14 protein-coding genes are annotated in these 15,023 nt (G+C 69.9%); 7 read left to right on the top strand and 7 right to left on the bottom strand.

Features of this window, described 5'->3' with window-relative positions:
• Positions 1–93 precede the first annotated feature (93 nt).
• Entirely contained in the window at positions 94–2,325 is a 2,232-nt protein-coding gene (gene katG, locus Rai3103_RS05495; RefSeq protein ID WP_153571735.1) for a catalase/peroxidase HPI, read from the top strand.
• A 79-nt stretch (positions 2,326–2,404) separates the two neighbouring features.
• On the top strand, positions 2,405–2,788 hold the full coding sequence (locus Rai3103_RS05490) for a nuclear transport factor 2 family protein (protein WP_153571734.1): 384 nt from the start codon (positions 2,405–2,407) through the stop codon (positions 2,786–2,788).
• 70 nt (positions 2,789–2,858) lie between these two features.
• Here Rai3103_RS05490 and Rai3103_RS05485 read toward each other — a convergent pair whose 3' ends face one another.
• Together Rai3103_RS05485 and Rai3103_RS05480 are read right to left on the bottom strand one after the other, a co-directional pair.
• On the bottom strand, positions 2,859–4,052 hold the full coding sequence (locus tag Rai3103_RS05485) for an amino acid aminotransferase (protein WP_153571733.1): 1,194 nt from the start codon (positions 4,050–4,052) through the stop codon (positions 2,859–2,861).
• 135 nt (positions 4,053–4,187) lie between these two features.
• Entirely contained in the window at positions 4,188–4,751 is a 564-nt protein-coding gene (locus Rai3103_RS05480) for a GNAT family N-acetyltransferase (protein WP_153571732.1), read from the bottom strand.
• 174 nt (positions 4,752–4,925) lie between these two features.
• Here Rai3103_RS05480 and Rai3103_RS05475 point away from each other — a divergent pair, with 174 nt between their 5' ends.
• On the top strand, positions 4,926–5,516 hold the full coding sequence (locus Rai3103_RS05475; protein ID WP_153571731.1) for an SRPBCC domain-containing protein: 591 nt from the start codon (positions 4,926–4,928) through the stop codon (positions 5,514–5,516).
• A gap of 176 nt (positions 5,517–5,692) precedes the next feature.
• Here the strand turns inward: Rai3103_RS05475 and Rai3103_RS05470 are convergent, their stop codons facing one another.
• A complete protein-coding gene (locus tag Rai3103_RS05470) occupies positions 5,693–6,388 on the bottom strand; it encodes an NADPH-dependent F420 reductase (RefSeq protein ID WP_194793284.1) in 696 nt (231 codons plus the stop codon).
• Between the two features lie 43 nt (positions 6,389–6,431).
• Entirely contained in the window at positions 6,432–7,097 is a 666-nt protein-coding gene (locus tag Rai3103_RS05465) for a hypothetical protein (RefSeq protein ID WP_153571729.1), read from the bottom strand.
• A gap of 303 nt (positions 7,098–7,400) precedes the next feature.
• On the opposite strand from Rai3103_RS05465, the gene Rai3103_RS05460 reads away from it, so the two are divergent.
• Both Rai3103_RS05460 and Rai3103_RS18425 read left to right on the top strand, forming a co-directional pair.
• Positions 7,401–7,754 carry a GNAT family N-acetyltransferase gene (locus tag Rai3103_RS05460; protein ID WP_153571728.1) on the top strand — a complete coding sequence of 118 codons (354 nt, stop codon included), beginning with the start codon at positions 7,401–7,403 and terminating at the stop codon, positions 7,752–7,754.
• A gap of 22 nt (positions 7,755–7,776) precedes the next feature.
• Positions 7,777–8,967, top strand: a complete 1,191-nt coding sequence (locus Rai3103_RS18425) for a PucR family transcriptional regulator (RefSeq protein ID WP_153571727.1) — start codon at positions 7,777–7,779, stop codon at positions 8,965–8,967.
• A 10-nt stretch (positions 8,968–8,977) separates the two neighbouring features.
• On the opposite strand, the gene Rai3103_RS05450 is transcribed toward Rai3103_RS18425, so the two are convergent.
• From Rai3103_RS05450 to Rai3103_RS05440, 3 genes are read right to left on the bottom strand one after another with little or no spacing between them, the layout of a single operon-like run.
• Entirely contained in the window at positions 8,978–10,216 is a 1,239-nt protein-coding gene (locus Rai3103_RS05450) for an FAD-dependent monooxygenase (protein WP_153571726.1), read from the bottom strand.
• A gap of 44 nt (positions 10,217–10,260) precedes the next feature.
• Positions 10,261–11,148 (bottom strand): DUF5808 domain-containing protein, encoded by an 888-nt coding sequence (locus tag Rai3103_RS05445; protein ID WP_153571725.1) that lies wholly within the window; start codon positions 11,146–11,148, stop codon positions 10,261–10,263.
• Positions 11,145–11,480, bottom strand: a complete 336-nt coding sequence (locus Rai3103_RS05440; RefSeq protein ID WP_153571724.1) for a PadR family transcriptional regulator — start codon at positions 11,478–11,480, stop codon at positions 11,145–11,147. Before Rai3103_RS05440 ends, Rai3103_RS05445 begins: the two co-directional genes overlap by 4 nt.
• Before the next feature lie 106 nt (positions 11,481–11,586).
• Here Rai3103_RS05440 and Rai3103_RS05435 point away from each other — a divergent pair, with 106 nt between their 5' ends.
• Positions 11,587–12,429 carry a YhfC family intramembrane metalloprotease gene (locus Rai3103_RS05435; protein ID WP_194793283.1) on the top strand — a complete coding sequence of 281 codons (843 nt, stop codon included), beginning with the start codon at positions 11,587–11,589 and terminating at the stop codon, positions 12,427–12,429.
• Positions 12,430–12,589: 160 nt separating this feature from the next.
• Positions 12,590–14,965, top strand: a complete 2,376-nt coding sequence (locus Rai3103_RS05430; protein ID WP_153571722.1) for a nitric-oxide reductase large subunit — start codon at positions 12,590–12,592, stop codon at positions 14,963–14,965.
• The last annotated feature ends 58 nt before the right edge of the window (positions 14,966–15,023 follow it).

The following is a 15,023-nucleotide window of genomic DNA, read 5'->3' as shown; positions in this document are numbered from 1 at the left end:
GAGCACGCCGAGGTGATCACTCCATGCAGTGATCACTCCCTGACGTGATCACTCCATCGCCCGGAACGACCGACCCATCGAAAGGGGAATCCCGTGACCTCCGACGCCCGCCCGCCCTATCCGGCCGACCAGACGCAGAGCACCAGCGAGAGTGAGAACCCGGCGATCCCGACGCCGAAGCCCACGACGCACGCCCCGATGAAGAACCAGGACTGGTGGCCGAACCAGGTCGACGTCTCGGTGCTCCACGCGCAGGGCGAGAAGGCCAATCCCCTCGGCGCCGATTTCGACTACCGCGAGGAGTTCACGAAGCTGGACGTGGAGGCCCTGCGGCGTGATCTGGTCGAGGTGATGACCACCTCGCAGGAGTGGTGGCCCTCCGACTATGGCAACTACGGTGGCCTGTTCATCCGGATGAGCTGGCACGCCGCCGGCACCTACCGCACCGGCGACGGTCGGGGCGGGGGCGGCCAAGGGGCGCAGCGCTTCGCCCCGCTCAACAGCTGGCCGGACAACGCCAACCTGGACAAGGCGCGCCGGCTGCTGTGGCCGATCAAGAAGAAGTACGGCCGCAGCCTCTCCTGGGCCGACCTGCTGGTGCTGGCCGGCAACGTCGCCATAGAGTCGATGGGCTTCCGGACCGCCGGCTTCGCCTTCGGTCGTGAGGACATCTGGGAGCCGGAGGAGACGCTGTGGGGCTTCGAGGACACCTGGCTGGCCACCGACAAGCGCTACTCCGGTGAGCGGGAGCTGGCCAACCCCTTCGGTGCCACCACGATGGGCCTGATCTACGTCAACCCGGAGGGCCCGGAGGGCGAGCCGGATCCGGTGAAGGCGGCGTACGACATCCGCGAGACGTTCGGCCGGATGGCCATGAACGACGAGGAGACGGCCGCCCTGATCGTCGGTGGCCACACCTTCGGCAAGACGCACGGCGCCGGAGACCCCACTCTCGTCGGGCCCCCGCCCGAGGCCGCCCCGATGGAGCAGCAGGGGCTGGGCTGGAAGAGCACGTACGGCACCGGCAAGGGTGAGGACCAGATCACCAGCGGCCTCGAAGTGGTCTGGACGCCGACCCCCACCCAGTGGGACAACAGCTACCTGGAGACCCTGTACGGCCACGAGTGGGAGCTCACCAAGAGCCCGGCCGGCGCGTGGCAGTTCGTCGCCAAGGACGGCGAGGACATCATCCCCGACCCGTTCGACCCGTCGAAGAAGCGCAAGGCGACCATGCTGGTCACCGACGTATCGATGCGCGAGAGCCCGATCTACGCCGACATCACGCGCCGCTGGCTGGACCACCCCGAGGAGCTGGCCGACGCGTTCGCCAAGGCGTGGTTCAAGCTGCTGCACCGCGACATGGGGCCTGTCTCCCGCTACCTCGGGCCATGGGTGCCGCAGGAGACCTACCTGTGGCAGGACCCGGTGCCGCCGGTCGACCACGATCTGGTCGACGATCAGGACGTCGCCGCCCTCAAGGACACGATCCTGGCGTCGGACCTGTCCCCGCGTGACCTGGTGTACACGGCGTGGGCGTCGGCAGCCTGCTTCCGTGGCACCGACAAGCGCGGCGGGGCCAACGGAGCCCGGATCCGTCTCGCCCCGCAGAAGGACTGGGAGGTCAACGAACCCGCCCGCCTCGCCGCCGTGCTCGCCGGACTCGAGCGGATCCAGCAGGACTTCAACGCCTCGGCCGCCGAGGGGAAGAAGGTCTCGCTGGCCGACCTGATCGTGCTGGCCGGTTCGGCCGCCGTCGAGGCGGCGGCAAGGAACGCCGGGGTCGACGTCACGGTGCCGTTCACGCCGGGGCGTACCGACGCCTCCCAGGAACAGACCGACGCCGAGGCGTTCGCGGTGCTCGAACCCCGCGCCGACGGTTTCCGCAACTACGTACGCAAGGACGAGGAGACCCAGATCGAGCGGCTGCTGGTGGAGCGGGCCTACCTGCTGGACCTGACGGCTCCGGAGATGACCGCCCTGATCGGTGGCCTGCGCGTGCTGGGGGCGAACTACGGCGGTAGCAAGCACGGCGTCTTCACCGACCGGCCGGGCACGTTGACCAACGACTTCTTCGTCAACCTGCTCGACATGGGGACGGAGTGGAAGCCGTCGCAGACCGAGGCGAACGTCTACGAGGGGCACGATCGTTCCACCGGTGAGCTGAGGTGGACCGCCACCGCGAACGACCTGGTGTTCGGCTCGCACTCCCAACTGCGTGCCCTGGCGGAGGTGTACGCGCAGGACGACGCCAAGGAGAAGTTCGTGCAGGACTTCGCCGCCGCCTGGGCGAAGGTGATGGACAACGACCGGTTCGACCTGGACTGACCGGCCGTACGGTAGGGCCGAGCTCCGCCACGCTGAGTAGCCTGGCGGAGCTCGCTCGTCGCCTGTTAGCGTCCTCGCCATGGACATCTCCGGCGACCTGAGCGCCCTCTTCGAGACCTACAGCACCCTGCTGGCCGAGGGAGATCTGGACCATCTCGCCAGGCTGTACGTGTACCCGGCGATGGTGATCGCGCCACATGCCCGGCTGGTGGTCGCCGACCAGGACCAGACCCGACGATTCTTCGCCGGTTCACTGAAGGGCTACGCCGAGAAGGGGATCGTCGCCTCCCAGCCGGCTGTCACCTGGAGCGACCAGCCCGGCCGGGGCGTGGCGGCGGCGTACGTCACCTTCACCAACCTCGATGCCGAGGGCCGCGAGGTGAACCAGGAGCACTACTGCTACCAGCTGGTCCAGATCGACGGATGGTGGAAGATCGCCACCATCACCCCGCTCCTGGCCTGATGCGGGTGCGGTCCGGGGTGGTCAGCGGATCCGATGACCACCCCGGCGCACGGCTCACCAGATCACCGGCTCACCAGACCTGGGCGATGGACTGCGCCACGTGCTCGATGTTGCCCGGGTTGAGCGCCGCGACGCAGATGCGGCCCTTGTCGGTGCCGTAGACGTGGAACTCCTCGCGGAGCCGGACCATCTGGTCCTTCGTCAGGCCTGAGTAGGAGAACATCCCGACCTGGTCGGTGATGAACGAGACGTCGTCGCTCACCCCGGCGGCCTTCAGCCCGGCGACGAGCGCCGCGCGCATCTCCTTGATCCGATCCCGCATCTCACCGAGCTCGGCCTCCCACTGGGCCCGCAGCTGGGGGTCGCCGAGGACGGTGGCGACGATCTTCGCGCCGTGGGTGGGTGGGTTGGAGTAGAGCGTACGGACCACCGGCTTGAGCTGGGAGAGCACGCGCTTGGCCTCGTCCGCATCGCCGCAGACCACCGAGAGGGCCCCGTCGCGCTCGCCGTAGAGGGAGAAGCTCTTCGAGAACGAAGTGGAGCAGGCGAACTGCAGACCGGCGTCGGCGAACCGCCGCACCACCTGGGCGTCCTCCTCCAGGCCCTGGGAGAAGCCCTGGTAGGCCATGTCGAGGTACGGGACGAGGCCACGCTCCTTGACGACCGCGATGACCTTGCCCCACTGGTCGGCGTCGAGGTCGTAGCCGGTGGGGTTGTGGCAGCAGGCATGCAGGACGACGATCGTGTCCGGCGCTGCCGCGGCCAGGTCCTCCAGCATCCCGGCGGCGTCGATCCCGCGCGTGGCGGCGTCGTAGTAGCGGTAGCTCTCCACCCGGTAGCCGGCGGCAGTGAACAGGGCCCGGTGGTTCTCCCAGGACGGGTCGGAGATCAGTACCGTCGCACCGGGCACGATGGACTTGAGGAACTCGGCCCCGACCCGCAGGGCACCGGTGCCGCCGAGGGCCTGGACGGTGGCCGTCCGCTCGATCACCGGGCTGCCGGCGCCGAGGACCAGCTCCTTGACGTACCGGTTGTACGCCGCCATGCCGTCGATCGGCAGGTAGGGCTTGGCCTGGGGATCCGCCGCGATGCGCTTCTCGGCCTCGGCGACACACGCCAGCAGCGGGGCGGTCTGGCCGGCGGCGTTCTGGTACGCCCCGACTCCGAGGTTGGCCTTCTTGGCATCGGTGTCCGCCTTGAACTTCTCGGTGAGGCCGAGGATCGGGTCGGCGGGAGCCATTTCGACGGCGGAGAACAAGGACATGGAGACCCCTTCGCTGGGTGTGATGCTGCGCACGATGACGGCGCGGTGTCCAGCGTAGTGCGCGGAGCGTTCCCCGGAGCCGGTGGCAACAGTCCGGACGCGTCCCCGTGGACGTGCGGTCGGAGCCGGCTGGGGTCAGAGGACGCCGGCGTACAGCACGGCGGAGCATCGGCACCGCGTCTGGCCGCAGCCCGGACAGGTGACGGGATGCGTGCCGCGGTGGTGCCACCAGAAGTCGGGGACCTCCGCGAACGGCTCGAGGCCTGAACGAGTGAAGATGCGGTGCATGCTGACGCCGTCGGGCGATTTCCACGCGGCGGAGGCCCAGACGCGGGTCTTGCTCCGGAGCAGGTGCTGGCGGGCGGTGAGGGTGAGTCGTGTGCCGAGTCCGCGGCCGATGTGATCGGGATCGACGGCGACGGTGTCCAGCAGGCCGATCCGTCGCGCGTGGAGCACGTCAGGCAGGCCCCTGCCGAGTACCTGGGACATCGGACCCGGTTTCATCACGGTGCCGAGGCACGCCCCGACGATGCGGTGGTCGAACTCCGCGACGAAGGCGAAACTGTCGGGGTCCCGGCGGAAGCCGTCGGGCACCGCGGCCAAGGGACCATGACCGACCTGGGTGTCGAGGAGTCGTTGCAGTGCCCCGATGTCCGCCCGGGAGGCGATGCGGATGTTGAGAACTGAAGTACGCGGCATGGCATTCCCAGCCTAGGCCGGGCCCCACCGATCATTCCAGGGGGATGCCCACTTCTCGAGTCGGCCCTCTCGAGTGGCCTTCCCTAGGGGCCTTCTCGCCCGGCGCCGGGCCTTCCGGTCGGCCGGCCCGGCTCGTAGGCTCGGTTGTCAATGGACCGACCCGGAGGGGGAGACATGTCCGATCCCGCAACGTTCATCGAGGTCGACGAGCGTGCGGCCGTACGCTTCGTCCGCCGCTACCGGCTATCCGGCGCCCGCGTCTGGGAGGCCGTCACCGCGCCCGAGCACCTGGCCCGATGGTTTCCGTCCCCGGAGGTGACGTACGAGCCGAGGGTGGGGGCCGAGATCGGTTTCGCTGGTGACCCGCACCTGCCGACCTTCCGGGGAACCGTGCTGACGTGGGATCCGCCGCGTCGATTCGCCTTCTCCTGGGGCGGCGACGAGGTGCGTTTCGACGTCGAGCCGGACGGGGAAGGGACCGGGGACGGGGACGGCGCCACGCTCACGCTGACCGATCTCCTCGACCAGCCCGGCGCCGCGGCGCGCAACGCCGCCGGCTGGGAGGCGTGCCTGCGTTCCCTTGACGCGCTGCTCGCCGGGCAGGCGACCGTGGGGCCGCACGTCGACGAGGAGGCGGGCATCTGGCGCGAGGCGTACGACCGTTATGTGGCCTCGGGCTTCCCTCCGATGCCCCGGTGCCCGACCTGTGAGCCCCGGCAGATCTGTGAGGTTCGGCAGAGAACGGCGACTGGCGCCTTTTGGTGATGGCCCGCGGCCCGCGAACGCCCTAGCGTGAAGTATGAGCCGTGGGCCGGCGGCCCCCCAATTAGCCGCCGGCCACGGCTTCCCTCATGTGCCTCGGCCGTCGGAGCCTCAGCCCTCATGTGCCTCGGCCGTCGGAGCCTCAGCCCTCTTAGAGCTCAGCCCTCAGAGCTCAGCCCTCAGAGAGCCTCGGCCAGGGCGGACCGGAGCCCCTCGGCGGTCCACCGGCCATGAAAGATCGGCGTCCCGGGCTCGAACGCGCGTGCGTGGGCCAACGGCCCCGCGTCGACCGGATCGAAGCCGAGGGCGTCCACCAGCACACTCACCGTCGCCGTGGCCGCAGGGTGGTCGGAGGCGACCGCGAGCGCGCGGCGTCCCTCCTCGCCGGTCGGCCGGGAGTCGTTCGAGATCTCGCGGGCGCCGATGTGGTTCAGGGTCCGGACGACGTACGCACCCGGCAGGTGTTCCTGGACGATCTCGCTCGTCGCGCGAGGGTCCTCGTCGAACTCCGGCCGCGGGCCGTCGACCAAGGGCCGGTGGTTCATCACGTCCACGACGATCCGCCCGCGCAGGGCCTCGGCCGGCAGGCTGCGGTAGCGCCGCAGGGGGATGGCCGCGATGACGATGTCACAGGCGTACGCCTCGGCCCGGCCGACCGCGGTGACACCGGGCAGGAACGGCGCGATCAACTCCGCCGTCGCTGCGGCGGGCCGCCGAGTGGCGAGGCGTACGTCGTACTCCGTCCCCAGCAGTCGTGACGCCAGGGCCATGCCGAGTTCTCCCGCGCCGAGGATGCCGACGCTGGTTCGCGCACTCGGGGCCGTCCAGGGTGAGCGGCCGTCGCTGGCGTGATCCTGTCGCGTGGTGGTTGTCACCCCGCCATTGTCGTCGCCCGGACGCGACCGGGCGAGCAATGGGTCAGCCAGTGAACCAGGTCGGCCCCGCCCACAGGGAGGACCTGGCCCTGTCGGAGGCATGGCCGGCGGTCGGAGCCGCGTGGGCATCGGTGGCAGGTTGGGAAGCGTCGAGAGGAGCCCAGGGTGTCGTCGCGATGAAGTCGGGCGATCCGCCCCTTCGGCCGATGTCGTACACCTTCTGCCGGGCGACGCCCAGATCCTCCGCCAGGGTGGCGGCCGGCCACTCGAGCAACAGGTCACGGACAGCCCGGGCCCGGACGAACGCGGCGCGGGCGCCCAGGTGCATGGTCAGGGCGCCGATCTCCGCCGCGACAAGGGCGACGGCCAGGCATCCGCCGTATTCCTCAGCCCAGCCGCGGGCGGCACGTCGTCCCGTCCTCCGGGGCCCCGCGTCGTCCACGGGCGCCGAGGGGCGACCGAGGGGATCACCGGCTGCGACCGCACAACGGTAGAGCGCGTCACCGCCGTCGGCGTAGGCCTCCAGGAGCGCCTCCGGCGTCACTCCCGCGTCGGCGAGGCGCCGTACGGCGGCGTGGAACGTGCCGTCGTGGACCCGGTGCGGTAGGGCGAGTTGCCAGCGGCCGGACGCGCCACCCGCCGTGGGATCGGCAGGTGCTTCCGCCTCGGGCGAGTCCTCGCCCTCCAGCTCGGGGCGGGGCGCCGCCATGTGGCGGCCGTCGGAATCGGGAGTCTGTTGTCTTCCTGGCATTTCACCCTGGGGGTGACGATTCTCCACGCCCCCACTCTGTCGTCCGGCAGGGTCAGCCCCCTGCATCAGCCGGGATGAGGGTGTGACCGAGCGGGTCGAGCCAGATGTCACCCCGCCGGTGACATGTAACCCCCCGGGTGGTGAACGAAATCGTTGACACACATACCTGACTGGGGTCGGCGCGCGCGGCCGTCGCCTGCCGCCCATCAGCGACCCGCCGATCCGCCACGACCCGGGAATCGGGTGACTAGGCTCGAGATCATGAGTGATGAGGTCGACAACTTCTCGATCGAGCACGATCGGTCCGGGCAGCAGTTCCTCCTCCGGGACGGCGACAAGCAGATCGGTGAGATCAACTACCTGGCCTTCGGAGAGGACGGCAAGGAACGCATCCTCTACCACACCGGGGTCAACAAGGAGTACGAAGGACGGGGCCTGGCGGGCCGGCTCGCCAAGGCGGCGCTGGACGACACGGTCGCGGAGGGTCTGACGGTGGTGCCGGTCTGCCCCTACGTCCGCTCCTATCTGAAGCGACACGCGGAGTACGCCGGACACTCGACGCCGGTGCGTCCCGAACATCTCGACGTCGTGCCGGAGGAGTACCGGGAGCAGTGAGCCGGCCCCCGAGGGACTCCCCGTGGAGGGACTCCCCGTGCGTCCGGTGATGAACCTCGACGACGCGCTGCAGGACCTGTCGGAGGTGATGCAGCGGCGCCTCATCGTCCTCGACGACCGGCTGCGGGTCCTGGCGTACTCCATCCATGAATCGGAGGACGACCGGGCACGTCTCTCGTACGCCCTGGCACACAGCGATACCTGGGAGCACCCTCCCGCCGGCAGCGACGAGCCGCTCGTCCTGGACGCCGGTGCCGACGAGCGACGGGTGCTGGTGCCGCTGCGCGACCATCGGCACCGGGTCGGTTATCTGGTGTACTCGCTGGCGGCGGCCGAGGAACTCTCACCGGCGGCGGCCGAACACCTCGCCGGTGGCCGGGAACGCCTCGGGGTGCTGCTGTCCCTGCGGACGATGTACGCCGAACGGGACGCGGCGCGGGCCCGCGACCTGCTCGCCGGGCTCCTCACCGCCGGCACCCCGGTCGAGGAACGGCACCGGGCCGCTGAGGCTCTGGTCCGGGAGGAGCTGGTCGGCGGGTCCGAGCAGTACACCGTGGTCGTGCTCGGCGTTCCTTCGGACATCCGCGACGAGGGCGCCTGGAAGGCGCGATCAGCGGTGGAGGCGACCCTGGACCTGGTCGCCCGGGCGTCCACCGCCACCGCCGTGGGCGGCGTCGTGGACGGCCGCGGAGTCCTCGTGTTCCCGCGGCCGGTCGTGGTGGATCGTCTCGACCGGATCCTCCAGGCCCCGACACTCAGCGGCGTCCGTGCCGGGATCGGGGGGTCGGTGGTGGAGCTCGCGACCGCAGCGACGTCCTACCGGCAAGCGGATCGTGCCTGGCGGGCGTCGTGCCTGGATCCGTCGACCTACCCGCGGGTCACCCGCTGGGCCGATCTGGGGCTGGACAAGCTGCTGTTGGAGCTCCCCCTCGACCGGCTGGGCCCGGACGACCTGCCGGGGCCCGTCGCCCGCCTGCTGGCCTCCGACCACCGTCAGGTGGACGTGCCGACACTCGAGGCCTACCTGGCTGCCGGCGGTGACGCCCGGGCCACCGCGGTGGCACTGGGCATCCATCGGTCGACCCTCTACTACCGACTGGACCGGATCCGGGCCACCACGGACGTGGACCTGGCCGACGGCCTGGCCCGCCGTGACCTGCACGCCGGGCTGCGCGTGGCCCGTCTCGCCGGGATGCTCGCCGACCTCCCCTGATCCCGCACCCTCAGCGCGCCATCGCCCCGACCGATCCCGGCCGCAGTCCGCTGTCGACGGTCGCGTCGTAGCCGTGGATCCAGGCGAGCTTGTCCTCGAGGAAGTCCTCCTCGGCCATCGCGGCGTTCCGCGCCTCGGCCTCCGCGCCGTCAGACACGTGCAGCGCCTTCGCCACCTGCCAGGACGCGTACTGCACGCCGCGCGTCCGCAGCCGACGCCGCGCCTCGTACGCCTCGAAGGCGGGGACGGGATCGTGCAGATCCGCCCGGGCGAGCTCCTCGGCCAGCACGTACGTGTCCTCGATCGACTGGTTGGCGCCCTGGCCGTGGTGGGGGACCAGAGAGTGGGCGGCGTCCCCGAGCAGCACGACCCGGCCGCGGTGCCAGGTGCGCAGCGGGGGCCGGCGCATCAGCGCCCAGCGCTGGCCGACCTCGACCGCCCCGATCATCTCGGTCACGGCCGGGTGCCACCCCTCGAACGCCGCGAACTTCTCCCGGTCCTCGGCGGGGACGACCCACTCCGGGGCCGTCCAGCGCGCCGGGGTGCGGGTCACCGCGAGGAAGTTGACGTCCTCGCCGCGGGCGCCGATCGCGTAGTGCAGCAGGTGGCCGGTCGGGCCGGTCCAGAACTGGATGGCCCGGGGATCGGGGAGCTGGGTCAACCGCTCGGTCGCGACAATGCCGCGGAAGCCGGAGCGTCCCGAGTAGATCGCGTCGTCGTGGCCGACGATCCAGCGGCGGACCATCGAACGGGCGCCATCGGCGCCGACCACCACCCCGGCGCTCAGCTGCCTGCCGTCGGCAAGGTCGATCAGCACCCGGTCGTCCTCCTCCCGCAGGCCGGTGACCTTGTGCGAGAGCCGGATGTGCTCGGCGCCGACGGCGCTCGACAGGATGCGCTGGAGCTCGGCGCGGTGGATGCCCCAGTAGTCGGCTCCGAAGCGTTCACGGTAGGTCGCACCCACCGGCGTCCGCGCCAGCGTCGCGCCGCTGCGGCCGTCACGGAACACCAGATCCGTCTGGGCCCACGAGACCTCGCCCAAGGCGTCGTACAGGCCGAACCGGCGATAGAGGGTGGTGGCGTTCGCGGACAGTGCCACAGCGGCCCCGACCTCGCGGAGTTCGGCGGTGCGTTCGAGCAGGGTCGCCTCGATGCCGCGTTCCCGCAGCGCCAGGGCGAGGGTGAGGCCGCCGATGCCGGCGCCGATGATCGCCACGTCGATGTGGGGGATCGTGTCCTGGTGTGTCATGCAGATTACACTAGGTCGGACGATGTGTGCGCGTCATCGGCGGATCAGCGGGAATTGGGGGCGCTGCTTTCGTGCACTGTGTCGGAAACGGCCGTCGTCACGGGACCGTACGTCGAGGCCCACCACAGCAGCGTGCCGAGGGGGAGTCCCCACCATCCGGCCCCTCGCGGACGTTCCCCGTCCTTCCGTACGCCGGCCATCGCCGCCGCCATGATGGTGGCGAGGAAGGTGGCATAGGCGGGCGCCACCAGGCGTTGTCCCGCGGGCAGGCGCCGATCGGCCCCCAGCCGTGCCAACGCCCCGGCCCCGGTCACGACGGCGGCCGCGCCGGCGACGTCGGCCCACCCGGTGAAGCCGATCCGGCGTCGACGGGCCGTCGCGGTCCCGGCGGCCACCACGGCGGTGCCGACGGCTGTCCAAGCCAGGGCCCGCGTCCGCCGCCCGGACAGGGCGATCGCGCGTTCGAGCAGTTCGTCGTCGAGGTCGTCGGGATTGAGCAGTCCCAGCCGGACCGCGACCGCCCCCCAGTTGATCGCCCAGCCGAGGCCGAAGATGTGCGGCACGACGACGTGGTGGTCCGCGGGGTCGAAGGTGGCGGCCATCCGGGTCAGGATGCCGGTGGTCAGGGAATTGGGGACCCCCAGCACCGTCCGGAAGCGGCGTTCGGTCCGCAGTTCGGCGTCGAGCTCGGCCGCGTACGCACGGGCCGAGCCGAAGTCGGCCACCGCGGCGACCGCCGGGTCGGTCCCGGTCTCCGCGGCCGGTTCGGTCACCTCGCCCTCGGCCTCCCCGGAGGCGTACGCCGCGGCGGTCTCGCGCAGGGCGGCCTCGAGATCAGCGAGGGCCTGGTGCCGGGCGTGCCCGCGGGTCCTCAGGTGGTGTGCCACCTCCTCGACGTACGTGGCGATCGGATCGGGTGCGGGGAGGTTCATCGGGAGTCCTTCTGGAGCAGTTCGTCCATGGCGCTGGCCACCTGGCGCCAGGCGGCCGCCTGCGCGGCGAGTTCGGCCCGGCCGACTGCTCCGAGTGTGTAGTACTTGCGCGGTGGCCCCTTCGGCGATTCCCGCCACGTCGTCTCCACCAGTCCCGAGTTCTTCAGCCGGGTCAGCAGCGGGTAGATCGTTCCCGTGGTGGCCTCCAGTCCGGGCAGGCCGGCGAGGCCGTCGACGATCTCGAAACCGTACGAGGGGGCGCGGTCGAGCAGGGCCAGGACGGCCAGCTCGAGGGCACCCTTGCGCAGTTGGGTCAAGTGGTCGGTGCGCATGGCTATAGTGCATTGCAAAGTACTGGGTTTTGTCAATATGCTGGGACGTGCCGGACGGATCCGGTGCGCCCCGTTCCGATCCGATCCGATCCGCGGAGGGTGTTCCATGGTTCCCGTCGCCTCGTTCGTGTTCATGGCGGTCACGGTTGTCATCGCGTTCGGTGTCCCGCTCGGCGGCCTGATCTGGCTGCAGACCCGGCGGACGTCGGGCGGCGCTCCCCGCTATCCGGCGGTCGGGCGTGCCTTCCTCTGCGGCGCCCTCGCCTTCACCGCCGCCCAGGTGCTGACGCGGCTGCCGTTGATGGCGCTGCTGGCGACCCACCGCGCGCACCCGCTGGCGGCCTTCCTGCTGTCCGGGCCGGTCGCCAGTTACACGGCGGGGCTGTTCGAGGAGACCGGACGGCTCGTGGTGATGGTGCTCCTGCTGCGGCGCTTCCATCGCTGGATCGACGGTGTCTCGTTCGGTCTGGGTCACGGTGGCATCGAGGCGATGCTTCTGGTGGGGCTCAGCTACGTGTCCAACCTGGTCATAGCGGTGATGATCAACACCGGCCAGTGGTCCCGTCTCGCCGCCATGCTTCCCGCCGACCGAGCCGGCGCTGTCCGCGACGCCATGGTCGGCACCCCATCCGTCCTGTTCCTGGCCGCCGGTGTCGAGCGGATCAGCGCGATCGGGGTCCATGTGGCCCTCTCGGTGCTGGTGCTGTGGGGGGTGCACCGTCAGCGCAAGGCGCTGGCGTGGCTGGTGGCGGTGGTCCTGCATGGCACGGTGAATCTCACCGCGATCCTGATGGCCGGAGCCAGGATCGGGCCGTGGTGGATCGAGCTCGTCCTGCTGGTCCTGGCGGCGGCGCTGCTGGTCCTGGCCGTACGGCTGCGTCCCGCGATGGCCGCGGACGTGACGCCCGACCTACGGAGGATGCCGCCACCGATCGCTCAAAGAGTGTGACGAACACCACGTAAGAGTGCTGGACTGAGGGCGTCCCACCGGGTTTGCCGTGGGTGGGACGAGTGCGATATTAAATACGGTAGTCCCATATTTAAAGGAGCCCTCAGTGTCGACCGTCAGGGATCTCAACCCACCGCCCCCCACCACCCCCCAGCGTTCGATGAGTCCGCGAGATCGGCGCTGGTGGACCGCTCTCGTCCTCGTCGTCGTCTCGTCCTTCGCCGTGCTGCTGTTCCTCGGCGACCAGATCCGGATCAGCAAGCCGCCGATCCCCGCCCGCGTCGTGGACACCAACGGCAACGTCGTGATGACCGGCGCCGACATCACCGAGGGCCAGCGGGTCTGGCAGTCGATCGGTGGCCAGGAGATCGGCTCCGTGTGGGGACACGGCGCGTACGTCGCTCCTGACTGGACGGCCGACATGCTGCACCGCGAGGTCACCTACGTGCTCGACCAGTACGCGAAGCAGGAGGGCGCCACCTCCTACGACGCCCTGGACGTCGAGCGGCAGGCGGCGCTGAAGGCCCGCCTCAAGACCGCCATCCGGACGAACACCTACAACGCGACGAACGACACGGTCACCATCGACCGGACCCGGGTCGACGCCTGGAAGCTTTCCTCGGAGCACTATGCCCAGGTCTTCTCCCAGGGCAACGTGGCGTACGCGATCCCGAGCGGCGCCCTGACCGACGCCACGCAGTTGCAGCAGATGAGCGACTTCTTCTGGTGGAGCGCCTGGGCGGCGGAGACGAACGCCCCTGGCCACGACGCCACGTACCTGCAGAACTGGCCTCACGAGCCGCTGATCGACAACGTTCCCACCCCGGTCAACGTGCTGTGGAGCATCATCAGCTTCATCCTGTTGCTCGCCGGTATCGGCGGTCTGGTCTGGTACCACAACTACCACGAAGAGGACGACGCGCCGCCCACCGATGTGCCCGAGCGTGACCCGCTGCTCGGCTACCGGGCCACCGCGTCGCAGAAGGCGACGATCAAGTACTTCTACATCGTCGGCGCGCTCTTCGTCCTGCAGATGGCGATGGGCATCATCAGTGCCCACTACGGCGTCGAGGGTGGATCGCTCTACGGCATCCCGATCGACCGGATCCTGCCGTACGCGGTGACCCGCACCTGGCACACCCAGCTCGGCATCCTCTGGATCGCCACCGCCTGGCTCGCCACCGGCCTGTACGTCGCCCCGGCCGTCGGTGGTCGCGAACCGAAGTACCAGAAGCTTGGCGTGGACGTGCTCTTCTGGGCGCTGATCGTCGTCGTCGGCGGCTCGATGGCCGGTGAGTGGCTGTCGATCCAGGGCTACATGGGTCACGGCCTGGCGATCAACTGGTGGCTCGGCACCACCGGCCAGGAGTACCTGGATCTGGCCCGCGTCTGGCAGATCGGCCTGTTCATCGGCCTGTTCCTGTGGTTCTTCCTGATGGCGCGCGGGATGTGGCCGGCCGTGCGGCGGGCCCGTGCGGGCCAGGGAAACAGCCCCACCGAAACGGCTCCGCTGGCGGCCGGCGGACAGCGCTCGCTGATCCTCATGCTGCTGATGAGCTCGCTGGCCATCGCCAGCTTCTTCGGCGCGGCCTTCGGCATGTCCGACGGTGGGCACCTGTCGATCCAGGAGTACTGGCGCTGGTGGGTCGTCCACCTGTGGGTGGAGGGCTTCTTCGAGGTCTTCGCCACGACCGTCATCGCCTTCCTGTTCGCCCGGCTCGGCCTGGTCCGGAGCCGGATGGCGGCCACCGCCACCATCTCCTCGACCGCGGTGTTCCTGGCCGGCGGCATCATCGGCACCGGTCACCACCTGTACTTCACCGGTTCGAACGATCTCCTGATGGCTTGGAGCGCGGCGTTCAGCGCGCTGGAGGTCGTCCCGCTGGCGCTGGTCGGCTTCGAGGCCTTCCGTCACCTGCGTCTGCTGAAGGTCAGCTCCTGGGCGGTCGGCTACAAGTGGGCGGTCTACTTCTTCGTGGCCGTGTCCTTCTGGAACATGCTGGGCGCCGGCATCTTCGGCTTCCTGATCAACCCGCCCATCTCGCTGTTCTACGTGCAGGGTCTCAACCTCACGCCGCTGCACGGACACGCCGCCCTCTTCGGTGTGTACGGCATGCTCGGCATCGGCCTGATGCTGTTCTGCCTGCGCTCGCTGATGCCCAGCCGGGAGTGGAACGACAAGGCGATCGCCATCGGCTTCTGGGGCCTCAACATCGGCCTGCTGATGATGTGCCTGCTGTCCCTGCTACCGCTGGGTCTGGCCCAGGCCTGGGCCTCGATCACCCACGGCTTCTGGTACGCGCGCAGCTCCGAGTTCCTCTACTCGCCCGTCCTGACGGTGATCCGCTGGATGCGTACGCCCGGTGACATCGTCTTCAGCATCGGTGGCCTGTCCATCGGGGTGTTCATGATCGGCCTGCTCTTCGGCTGGTCCGTGCGCAAGTCGGGTGGCCAGCAGATCAGCGGCTCGGTCTTCAACCAGCTGCACGACGAGGAGGAGGTCGGCGTGGGTGCCGGCGTCTCCGGCGAGGAGTGAGGCATCGCCTGAGGTGAGCCCCGCATGAGGCGGCATCGCCTGAGGTGAGTGCACCTGA

This window comes from Raineyella fluvialis (assembly GCF_009646095.1).
In the GTDB taxonomy this organism is placed as follows: domain Bacteria; phylum Actinomycetota; class Actinomycetes; order Propionibacteriales; family Propionibacteriaceae; genus Raineyella; species Raineyella fluvialis.
Note: the sequence above shows the minus strand (reverse complement) of the source record. Positions and strands in the feature narration are given on the sequence as shown.

Bases quoted from the DNA above. Each gene is read 5' to 3' on its own strand.
- Rai3103_RS05435 (WP_194793283.1), top strand. From the start codon at position 11,587: ATGGTTCCCGTCGCCTCGTTCGTGTTCATGGCGGTCACGGTTGTCATC.
- Rai3103_RS05450 (WP_153571726.1), bottom strand. From the start codon at position 10,216: ATGACACACCAGGACACGATCCCCCACATCGACGTGGCGATCATCGGC.
- Rai3103_RS05475 (WP_153571731.1), top strand. From the start codon at position 4,926: ATGTCCGATCCCGCAACGTTCATCGAGGTCGACGAGCGTGCGGCCGTA.
- Rai3103_RS05445 (WP_153571725.1), bottom strand. From the start codon at position 11,148: ATGAACCTCCCCGCACCCGATCCGATCGCCACGTACGTCGAGGAGGTG.
- Rai3103_RS05485 (WP_153571733.1), bottom strand. From the start codon at position 4,052: ATGTCCTTGTTCTCCGCCGTCGAAATGGCTCCCGCCGACCCGATCCTC.
- Rai3103_RS05430 (WP_153571722.1), top strand. From the start codon at position 12,590: ATGAGTCCGCGAGATCGGCGCTGGTGGACCGCTCTCGTCCTCGTCGTC.
- Rai3103_RS05460 (WP_153571728.1), top strand. From the start codon at position 7,401: ATGAGTGATGAGGTCGACAACTTCTCGATCGAGCACGATCGGTCCGGG.
- Rai3103_RS05480 (WP_153571732.1), bottom strand. From the start codon at position 4,751: ATGCCGCGTACTTCAGTTCTCAACATCCGCATCGCCTCCCGGGCGGAC.
- Rai3103_RS05490 (WP_153571734.1), top strand. From the start codon at position 2,405: ATGGACATCTCCGGCGACCTGAGCGCCCTCTTCGAGACCTACAGCACC.
- Rai3103_RS05440 (WP_153571724.1), bottom strand. From the start codon at position 11,480: ATGCGCACCGACCACTTGACCCAACTGCGCAAGGGTGCCCTCGAGCTG.
- Rai3103_RS05465 (WP_153571729.1), bottom strand. From the start codon at position 7,097: ATGGCGGCGCCCCGCCCCGAGCTGGAGGGCGAGGACTCGCCCGAGGCG.